Annotated in this window: 7 protein-coding genes and 1 CRISPR repeat array; all 7 genes read right to left on the bottom strand. The window is 38.1% G+C overall.

The features are described 5' to 3' along the window. Positions 1-322: 322 nt before the first annotated feature. A CRISPR array of direct repeats spans positions 323-2,523; the repeat unit is 30 nt; unit sequence ATTTACATTCCATCATGGTTAGATTACTAC. 190 nt (positions 2,524-2,713) lie between these two features. The 7 genes from cas2 to cas8a1 are packed head-to-tail and all read right to left on the bottom strand — an operon-like array spanning position 2,714 to position 10,135. After that, a complete protein-coding gene (gene cas2 / locus M8E35_RS09665) occupies positions 2,714-2,992 on the bottom strand; it encodes a CRISPR-associated endonuclease Cas2 (RefSeq protein WP_252468638.1) in 279 nt (92 codons plus the stop codon). 2 nt (positions 2,993-2,994) lie between these two features. Beyond that, positions 2,995-3,987, bottom strand: a complete 993-nt coding sequence (gene cas1b, locus M8E35_RS09660; RefSeq protein ID WP_252468637.1) for a type I-B CRISPR-associated endonuclease Cas1b — start codon at positions 3,985-3,987, stop codon at positions 2,995-2,997. Between the two features lie 11 nt (positions 3,988-3,998). After that, complete coding sequence (gene cas4, locus M8E35_RS09655) at positions 3,999-4,487, bottom strand: CRISPR-associated protein Cas4 (RefSeq protein ID WP_252468636.1); 489 nt, start codon at positions 4,485-4,487, stop codon at positions 3,999-4,001. 37 nt (positions 4,488-4,524) lie between these two features. Continuing rightward, positions 4,525-6,798 carry a CRISPR-associated helicase Cas3' gene (gene cas3 / locus M8E35_RS09650; RefSeq protein WP_252468635.1) on the bottom strand — a complete coding sequence of 758 codons (2,274 nt, stop codon included), beginning with the start codon at positions 6,796-6,798 and terminating at the stop codon, positions 4,525-4,527. 10 nt (positions 6,799-6,808) lie between these two features. Next, the gene (gene cas5b, locus M8E35_RS09645; RefSeq protein WP_252468634.1) at positions 6,809-7,561 is read right to left on the bottom strand and encodes a type I-B CRISPR-associated protein Cas5b; all 753 of its coding nucleotides are present in this window, start codon (positions 7,559-7,561) and stop codon (positions 6,809-6,811) included. Then, positions 7,548-8,420: a type I-B CRISPR-associated protein Cas7/Cst2/DevR gene (cas7i, locus tag M8E35_RS09640; protein WP_252468632.1), complete on the bottom strand. Its 873-nt coding sequence runs from the start codon at positions 8,418-8,420 to the stop codon at positions 7,548-7,550. Before cas7i ends, cas5b begins: the two co-directional genes overlap by 14 nt. Further along, positions 8,417-10,135, bottom strand: coding sequence for a type I-B CRISPR-associated protein Cas8b1/Cst1 (gene cas8a1, locus M8E35_RS09635; RefSeq protein WP_252468630.1), 1,719 nt, complete (start codon positions 10,133-10,135; stop codon positions 8,417-8,419). Before cas8a1 ends, cas7i begins: the two co-directional genes overlap by 4 nt. Positions 10,136-10,141 lie beyond the last annotated feature (6 nt).

Genomic DNA, 10,141 nt, shown 5'->3' with positions numbered 1-10,141 from the left:
GCTTTCTTTAGTGGTTTTATTATATCAGGTTCATTATCTTTTCAAGAAATCTTGTCGAGTTTTCCTAGACCATTATAATCTTATGAATATCTTGGTCAATAGATAAAAACTGAACTGACTTCGACAACCTTGAGAATTAGATCTTAACACTGACAAAATAATCATCTGAACTTCCTTCTACTACCTCATTGCTTTTTGCATGGTTGAAAAATTATCCATAACATTAATATGCAAGCTACTTTCCAGATCACTTCTTTCCTTGCTCGCGTATTTCTACATACCCTTGTTTCTTTAATTCGTGATACAACAGGAAACCTAATAACTTTATATTCCACTATGGTTAAATTACTACGAAGCCAATATCATTTATTGCTATGTTATCTATGTACTTTACATTCCATCATGGTTAGATTACTACTAGTTGGCATTATGTGCGGAGCGTTTGGAGCGATAGTCTTTACATTCCATCATGGTTAGATTACTACTCTTCTAGGACTTTCATGGTGCACGATTCTACTGTATTTACATTCCATCATGGTTAGATTACTACGTGCGTAGAGGATTTAGGATGGCCCTTGTAGAGCGATTTACATTCCATCATGGTTAGATTACTACTCTGGTGATCGTTATCTATGCTTTAACTTAGATTTATTTACATTCCATCATGGTTAGATTACTACCCTATGGAGTGCTTCAGAATTATTACAGTGGTTGGATTTACATTCCATCATGGTTAGATTACTACGGATATTCCGGCCATGAAGTCACGGGACGGATATATATTTACATTCCATCATGGTTAGATTACTACGTATTGCTACAATTGGAGGTCATACCGCTTTACTAATTTACATTCCATCATGGTTAGATTACTACGATCCATTAATCATAACAGCAACAGCTTTAGACAGATTTACATTCCATCATGGTTAGATTACTACAAATCTTTTGGCTAAAGAATCGCAAGCCTAAAGAGGTAATTTACATTCCATCATGGTTAGATTACTACAATGCCCTAACGGATGGACAGACTGTGCCGCATGTAATTTACATTCCATCATGGTTAGATTACTACTGCCTTTAGAATACCATAGAAAGAGGTAATAACAAATTTACATTCCATCATGGTTAGATTACTACATTCTACACCTGTAGATGTAGGTGCGTTTGGATGGATTTACATTCCATCATGGTTAGATTACTACACAGCACAGCAACAGACCAGTAGCATTATGGATGAGATTTACATTCCATCATGGTTAGATTACTACCAAAACAGAGTTAGTGGATGGCGGTAACGTCATGTTATTTACATTCCATCATGGTTAGATTACTACATGGCAAGGCTCTGCTTTATATTATAGTTCAAATGGATTTACATTCCATCATGGTTAGATTACTACTCAATGCAAAGTCGATGTTGGACCGTCTAACTATATTTACATTCCATCATGGTTAGATTACTACTGAGTTGGTACTTGAATACTACGAAGAGATCTATATGGGTAGATTTACATTCCATCATGGTTAGATTACTACAATGATGGAATGAACGGCGAAAAAGGCGGACTATCAATTTACATTCCATCATGGTTAGATTACTACGACAGCAGATGGTACAGAGTGGGGCGAGGTAACGGAATTTACATTCCATCATGGTTAGATTACTACCAACAAATATGTTTTTTACTGCTGACGCTATTTATATTTACATTCCATCATGGTTAGATTACTACGTCCTAAAAACGGATCTTATGCTCCGGGTGATGTGAATTTACATTCCATCATGGTTAGATTACTACAGTCCTGGAGAACGCTTATCATTAAGCATATAAGAATTTACATTCCATCATGGTTAGATTACTACGGTGAAGAAATATAATCGCGTCAACTAAAAATAAAATATTTACATTCCATCATGGTTAGATTACTACAGGGTTTTAGTTGTTGGTGTTTTTAAGGGGGTATATTTACATTCCATCATGGTTAGATTACTACTTTTCCCTTTTCCTAGATTGTATACAGCTTCAAAAGATTTACATTCCATCATGGTTAGATTACTACTCAATTTCTGAAACTATATTGACTATTGCTTTACTATTTACATTCCATCATGGTTAGATTACTACGGCCATACTTGATGGGGCATCAAGAACTGTAACCATATTTACATTCCATCATGGTTAGATTACTACTGCACAAGAGATGAACAAAAAAATTGTCAACATTATTTACATTCCATCATGGTTAGATTACTACTATTCGTGTCTCTGTAAGCTTGTTTAAATGCTCAATTATTTACATTCCATCATGGTTAGATTACTACTGGATTGAATTCTAGAATTAAAACTGAATATTACTATTTACATTCCATCATGGTTAGATTACTACTTCAACGACTAGTTATCATTTAGCTAGTTTAACGAATTTACATTCCATCATGGTTAGATTACTACCTATCAACCTCTTAGTTACTTCAATATCTTCCTTTGAATTTACATTCCATCATGGTTAGATTACTACGCTTCGGCCTTGAAAGCGCATAGTTCTAAGGATTTTACATCTATTTCTGTCGACCATAAGTTTTCATATCTCATTATATTCAATTCTATTGATAAGAAACAATTGATTATATCAGCGATTACTGCAAATTGGGCGTTTGTCGCCCTACTGGTCAATTTGCATCATTGGGAATCGACAGAGAAATACTATCTCAAAAGAAATTGGAGGTTTTATCATCTTCTTTCCCCCAAAACTCTTTTTGTAGCCAACGCTCTTCTCTACTTTTGAATATTAATACTGAATCTCTATCCACACGAATATACTTTGACAACTCCATTTGCAACTTTTTTAATAAGGCTGGTGTAATCTCACCTTCAAAAACAGATTTCTGAATATGGGTTAGATATTTCTTACTAGTTTTGAAAATCCTCCTTGACGCCTTCGCTCCACCATCATCCATCTCAATATCATAAACCAATATAATGTACATCGTCACCACCAAATACTAAAGCCTTCATATTTTTTATCTCCCATCAAATGCTTAATTAGTTTATAGCATTCCAGACGAATTAAATGCCGGTATGAGACATTTTTATTCAGCCCTTTGTGTTGGATCGTCCTCTCCAGAGCTTCGTCATATTCCTGCAACAACCTCTTACGTGAAGCATCCTTAAGGTAACAGAAGTTTGACCCCCGTTCAAAATCCTTTTCCGTCAGCATGTTCTTATTTAACATAGAAAATATCAGACGATCTGCAATTAGGGGTTTAAACACTTCCGAAATATCTAAACACAGGGAAAAACGTCTCTCTCCTGCACTATGCAAGTAGCTCACAGCCGGGTGCAACTGAGTTTTATAGATTTCAGTTAAACATGTCACATATACTAGAGAATTTACAAAAGAGATCAGAGCATTGATCATATTATCCGGTGGACGTTTAACCCTTTTTTCAAAATCGATTTCTTGATTGATAATCTCCTTCCATCCACTATAGTAAGTTCGCCGAATACTCCCTTCTACTCCCATCAATTCATTAACATCCTGCGTTCGAGCAATGCCTCTTCTTAAAGCTTTGATATCATCGATACAAGTTTTTAAGTCTTTGTTTCTTCCATTATAATAACGCAGATTTCGTAAAATGTTATAACTTGCCGCCTCAATGAATTCCTTTGCAATTTCCAACCGCTTATCTTTGTCAGTATAATGATTTACTTGCTCAATCAGCAATTTGCCGGATACGTTTTCTTCCTTCGGATAAAAACTTCCAGTATATGAGCCGTAGTAATTGAAAAAATGAATAGGCATAGATAACTGACCAGCATAGTTCAGACATTTTGTATTTAAGCTAAGCTCTCCAAATACATAAATGTCACGTGTCATTTCTACCTTAATATCTTTAAATCGACCATCGGGCGTGGTAACCCGCAAAACATTGTCTTTCCTATGCAATTCTCCATTTGCAAACAAATAGAAACTCTCCGCCATACTGTACCTCCTTAAACGTAACAATATTCGTAATAAGCGCAGTTTTTACAGATTTTGGAGTCTATAAGTGGCGGCATCTTTTCCTGAGAAACGATTCTTTCTATACCTGATATAATCTCTTCGATTTTTTCCGAATCACCTTCCTGGAAGAAGATCTCCTCACGTTTTTTGAGTTTTGGATAGTCCAAAATGCCTTTTTCAATTTGAATTCCCCTTTGATTCAGGAAATACAAATAATACTTTACCTGCCAAATAGATGCCTCTTCTATACTTTTGCTCTTTTTTACTTCATGCAAGACCTTCCAATCCTTGATGAAATCCAGATTGACCGTTTCGTCGATCATTATATGTTTGTGCTCTCGCCCATAAGCAGTCTCATCAATCAACTTGCCCAGCAGTACTCTATCACTTTCATTCTCCAACCTGATGTTATTGTAAAAGCACCATAGTTTCCGCGCACAGACAAAATAATAATAAAACATCGTTCCCGTAATACGCATAACACCAGCCTCCTTATCCTCTGAAGAATCCTTCAAATTAGAAAGAATGGGCTGAAAAATCCTCAAGTTCTGCCTTCGGCTTTAACACAGGTCTGATAATCCCCTCTTCGCTGTTGTATCCACATTCAGCAATGAGGATTTTTTCATAATCATTAATTATTTGTGGCATTATTTCGATATTCCTTGCTAAGTATGAGGAAATAGTCACAGTTTGGGCAGAAATCCTACTCCGTGCTTTTGCTTTAAGTGTTTTAACTTGGCTTTTATCTACTCCGCTGTAGACTTTTTTCAATTCATTAATGGCAGCGTTGATGTCCTCTTTATGTTCTTCAAAAACCTCGCGTGGAATCACGCTGACTGTGTCGATGTAGCGGAATCTCTCACTCGCCTCTTTTTTATTAAGTTCATAAGCTTGATAGCTTTGCACATAACGAATAAGATCCGTCATAGCGACATAGTACTCTGGCAAGTTTTTCTTAGTGTAAAGTTCTTCCACCATAGCCACTTTCCGTTCTTCTCCAATTACACCGTCAACACAAGACAGCGCCTCCTTGGAAAGTCTGTGAATTTCCTTATCAATAAACACACCTACCCCGCTACAACGTTTGTCGCCGCCAGTAAATACAAAACAGTTGTAGGGGAGGTCCAACTTCCGTTTCCTATAACATCTTCCCATCCGTTGGAACAAGCCATTTAAGTCGGATAACTCTGTAAATAAAAGGTCAAAATCGATATCCAGAGAAGCCTCCACGATTTGGGTTGAAATCCATATACCACTTTCTGTACTCTCTCTTTGCCCCATTTTCAAAATATGCTTTTCTTTGTGTGCTCTATCCGCTTGAGTAAAACAGCTATGGAGAAGATGCACTGACTGTTTCTCATCACCTATTTCCTCTTTAAGCTGGTGATACAAATTAACCGCACTTTTTACAGTATTACAAATCACTAATAGTTTCTTACCACCGTATTGACGGCTAAAACTGACAATATCTTCAGTATTGATATCCTTATTCAACACTTTTAAGCTATGACGAAGACGATGGTCTGTAAAAACCCGAGGAGTTTCAAATTGAATTTTTTGCCCTCGTAGCAAATCAATAAAAAAGGTTGGCAATGTAGCCGTTAAGATGGCAAACTTGCCGCCCATGCTTGTAATATAATTCAACCCAAGAGCTAGATAAGCCATTAATTCGGGAGAGTACATCTGTACCTCATCGATAATTACTTTTGCATAAGATAATGTCGCCAATTTCTGTTCAAATCCCCTATAACGAAAAACAAAGCTAAATAGTTGATCTAGAGTACAAATGGTCAGTGGCAACGAAAGTTGTCTTGTTTTCGTGTAATAGATATCTAGCGATAGGTCCTCTTTTTTATCATTCTGTTCTTCTTTATCTCCAAGCTCACTTTGCTCAAGATAGCGAATAAACGTGTCTGAATGAAGCATTCCAACCCGTTCTTCCTTATCCTCCAACACAATATCTGTTGTTATACGATTATAAATCGCATTGATGGCACTTTTAAGTGGTAGAGTAAAGAATCCTTTGTCATTCCCGAGCCATAAAAGGCCTGCCTCCGTCTTACCCATTCCAGTTTGAGCAATCACAATGACATTCTTGTCCGCACTATTTTGCATATAATCCTGCAACTCATTCCAACGTGCTTTTTTATCGCTCTTTATCCACCGTCCCATCAACCCATCCATAGCTGCCTTGAGGAAATCATTGCGATTCTCAATCGGAATATGTGCACTCGCAGCATAATCCAGACGGTTCAGCAATCCCTCAAGCATGATAAAGCGAAAAAACAAGTCCCCCTGCTCCTCATAAAATCGTTCGTTTATACTGAAATAACGCTGATCGATGTACTCGGCTATAAATATTTTTTTTGGCAACTTATCGTATTCAAACAGTTCAGAAGGAGCACGTAGTCCTGGGAATTCCTCTTCAATATCAGAATTCTGGAACGGCATTTTCCGATCATGGTGATAAGCCACAGCCTGAAACAAAAGCTTAAGGTCATTTCTGTCATACACTTTTTTTAGCGAATTGTAGTCAATAAAGGCTAGACTCAAAAGGCCATGAGGGACTTCATTTGGAAAACGCTTTCCAGTTTTAATTCGTTCTTGAAACTTAGAATTTAATTTCCCTAAATCGTGATAAACACAAGCCCAACGTAGCAACTCCCAATCTCGATCTGAAAGCCGATCGGGATATAGATTTCGTAATAAATCGAAGTTTTTCAGTAATTTATCGGTATGTGTCTGGATATCCTCTTTGGGATTAGACTTTGCCAACGCACGTTCGTCCACAACAATCCTCCTAAACCATGAAAGCAACCATATTGTCTTCATCTACCATAAACTTTTCATCAGCCAAGGCAGTTGCACTTCCATAGATTACGTCGACCTTATTCCAACGTCTGAAAGTTTTAGGAGTCTTCTCACTCCCGTGGTTTACCAGTTCGTAGTTCTTAGTCAACTTGTATCTTGTTCCTGAGTGAGCTAAACCCTGAATCTTATGAGTCAAATTCACACTCTGTTTCTGGACCATTCCATACGGAATATAGGCATAATAATCTCTGTAAGCAGGAATCTGGCGTTCCAATTCCTTTTGAGAAAGATTCACAATTTTTACCTCATCAATGGTTGCCAAATCCTCCCTTCGTCCCAATGACGGATATTCCTTTGGTTGGACAAAGGCAACATAAATCTCCTCAACAAGACTTTGATCTTCAGGTGCGATGTGGAGCATTAACTCCACATCAACCAGCAACTCCGCCGTAGCCACACCTTGGCCAACACCATAATCCCCTACTTGCAATTGGTGTCTGGCCGACTCGTATTTCATGGCATTTTTGAATTCATAACGTGTATACAAGTCATTGACCTTAGAAAAATATTTCCCCTGTACGCTAACCTGCATTGGATGATATGCAGTATAGCCACACAGGCTGTGTACCATACCGATAACGGTCGAAAACGGCGGCAAAGGATAGGTTTCCTTAAGCTGAAAACTCGTAGGCTTTTTGTAATTCACCATATCCTGGCGCAAGCGCACCCTAATTGCCTTCATAATACAGATCCACCTTTTGCTTCAAGACTGCAAAAAATTCAGGCATAGACAGAGCGTTCAGTTGCTCCTTCAACTCAATAGTATTGGCGAAACTCTTATTCACGACGCCACAATACGTATCTTCCTTAATGCTTTCGTATAGTACCCCTTGGATCTCAGAAACATCAATACAGTTGTGCTTGATACTAACAACATTTTGGAACACAGGATTTTTGATATTATAGACTCCTCCAATGGCAAACAGGGGCTTTAAGTCCTCTCTACGGCCGCGAATATCTCGGTACAAGAAAGATATCGTATCCAACAAGCGTTTCACTCTACGCGCCCGTTCCTGATTATCCAAGCTGATACCGTATACGACATCTTCTCCGATCTGGTCTAAATCGGCCGTGATGGTATAACGATAATAGGAATGGTGAATTTCTGCTTGCGCAATATTCATATTTTCGCCGATCTTATCCGCCTGTCCCTTATTGGTCAGAAAGTCCAGATCCCCTTTGTAACTTTCTAAAGAGATTGCATTGGAAAGCCGGACTTTAGCACTGCGTTTTTTCCCACCTGAGCCTTTTTCTGTTTTCAAATAGCCAAAAAAATCAATTTCTGGGTATTTGTCAATCGTCGCCTCATCACTAAATTGCACAACTTTCTTATCCCCGCTGCCTTCTGCTTTAACCGGAGCCAAATCCTCACCTAGTTGTTCGACAATATTATAACGAATCGCCTGTCTCGAAATGTAGGTGTATTGATCACCTTGCCCCCTAGACATTTTCTTCAGTGAAGCCACATTACCAACGCTTTCTCCATAATTGGCACTTTCAGCCTGAACTATTAAGGTTAATGTCATCCCTTTGCTTTTCATTTCCCTTCCCCCTTCACTTTTTTCGTTGAACTCTCTTGACTATCCTGGGCGTCTATCATTCCAGCGACAAAGGCATAACCCATGGTACTAAAACTCTTATCTTTGCCCAATACATCCGTAATGACTTTTGGGACTTGACTCCTTACATACAGATAGCAATTAAGTGTTACATCCATAAACATATCGGTGTTGGATGTTTTGAGAGCATTGAGCAAGCGATAACAAATTCCTGGAAGTTTATTGCCTGAACCCTTGTTGGTGTACTCCCCGCGAAGATAATAGCCAGCCGCTTTGGCGTTCTTGACTAGATCAATGTTTTCCTGCACTTGTTCCCCAGCTTTATCCATCTTGATCCCTCCTAAACTTATATAAATTCTTTGGTTGATCTTTAATAGATGAGTCACATGCGCTCCATTAAAATAGCATTTTGACGAATCGGAAAGTTTATAATGCAACATCCTGTGAATCAAGGTGAATAAATTTTGACTGTTAAAGATACGAGTAACGACCTCATCATGGATTTGGACGCTTACACCATTTTCGCTGAAAGCCGTCTTAATGAGACTGTTCAATTCCTGCTCGAACGCTACGATAATTTCCAGCATTTTTTGGGACAAGATATTGAATCGATAGCTCTCATTTTCATAACGGACCACCTGTACATCGGCAAGCTCGTATTTGGCCGAATTATTTTCTTTTTCATGCAACGCGCCCACCAATGCATGGTACACTGATCGCATTCCGCCCTCTTGCGAGCTCAAAATATCCTTTTTGATTTTTAAATTAATATTCAGTGCATCTTGCAGGCGGATATTCGCATTAACATAAATACCCCGGTCATAAATGTAGGTCATACCTGCCGGCAAACAAGAATATATCAACTTACATATTGGGCAAATGGCTATGTCATTTTGAAAATCCCAAACATGAGAGGATTTCCTCGCAACATCAAAGCCGGTTGCGTTTAAAAAGCTCAAATCATTACTCATATCCTTAATGGGCGCATCACACACGAAACAATTGAATTTGTATTTACTCTTATTACTTTTTAGATAATCAGTCCCCGTATCTACAAAATATGTTTTGTAATCAATATAGACATCTTTTTCCTTCGTCTGGGCGTTGAGGAAACTCACCCCACTCCAAGCATTTTTAATCACCGTGTAAATGACATTTTTGGCACCAATATACCGTTTGCTTTCCACACTGTCGCAGTAGTCAATTATTTGACGCAAAATAGCTACAACCTGTTTCACCTCTGCGATCAGTCTGTTTCTATCGACATCGAACTGTTGCTGACCTTTAGGCTCTTTAATTGTCGTTAAGTGTTTTTCTAGAGACAGCATGTCCACATTCGAATCAATCAGCTCGTAAGCAGCCTTATAACTATTGCTTTTGGTATAACGTTTAACATCTTTTATGTAAGTATTTAAGCTCTGAAGTGCCTTCAAATTGAAATTTTCAAAATTGCTTTCTTTGTAGCCATCCAGTTTGTTTTTAAAACTAACTATTTTGCTCCATGATAACGTTTTCTCATAAGCATGTATAAGATATGCGAAGTATTTGTCTTCAAATCCATCTAGCACGTCTGATGTAAACTCCACTGTATCATCCATAATGTGAACATTTTCTTCTCCAACAATATTAATAAACCCAATTAACGCTGCGTTCCACTGCCAATCGCCCATTGTAAGTCGAATAGTATCACTGCTCATTTCACC

It is taken from the genome of Desulfosporosinus nitroreducens (assembly GCF_023897015.1).
Classification (GTDB): domain Bacteria; phylum Bacillota; class Desulfitobacteriia; order Desulfitobacteriales; family Desulfitobacteriaceae; genus Desulfosporosinus; species Desulfosporosinus nitroreducens.
The sequence above is the reverse complement of the archived record's forward strand: the minus strand, read 5'-3'. Positions and strand labels throughout refer to the sequence as shown.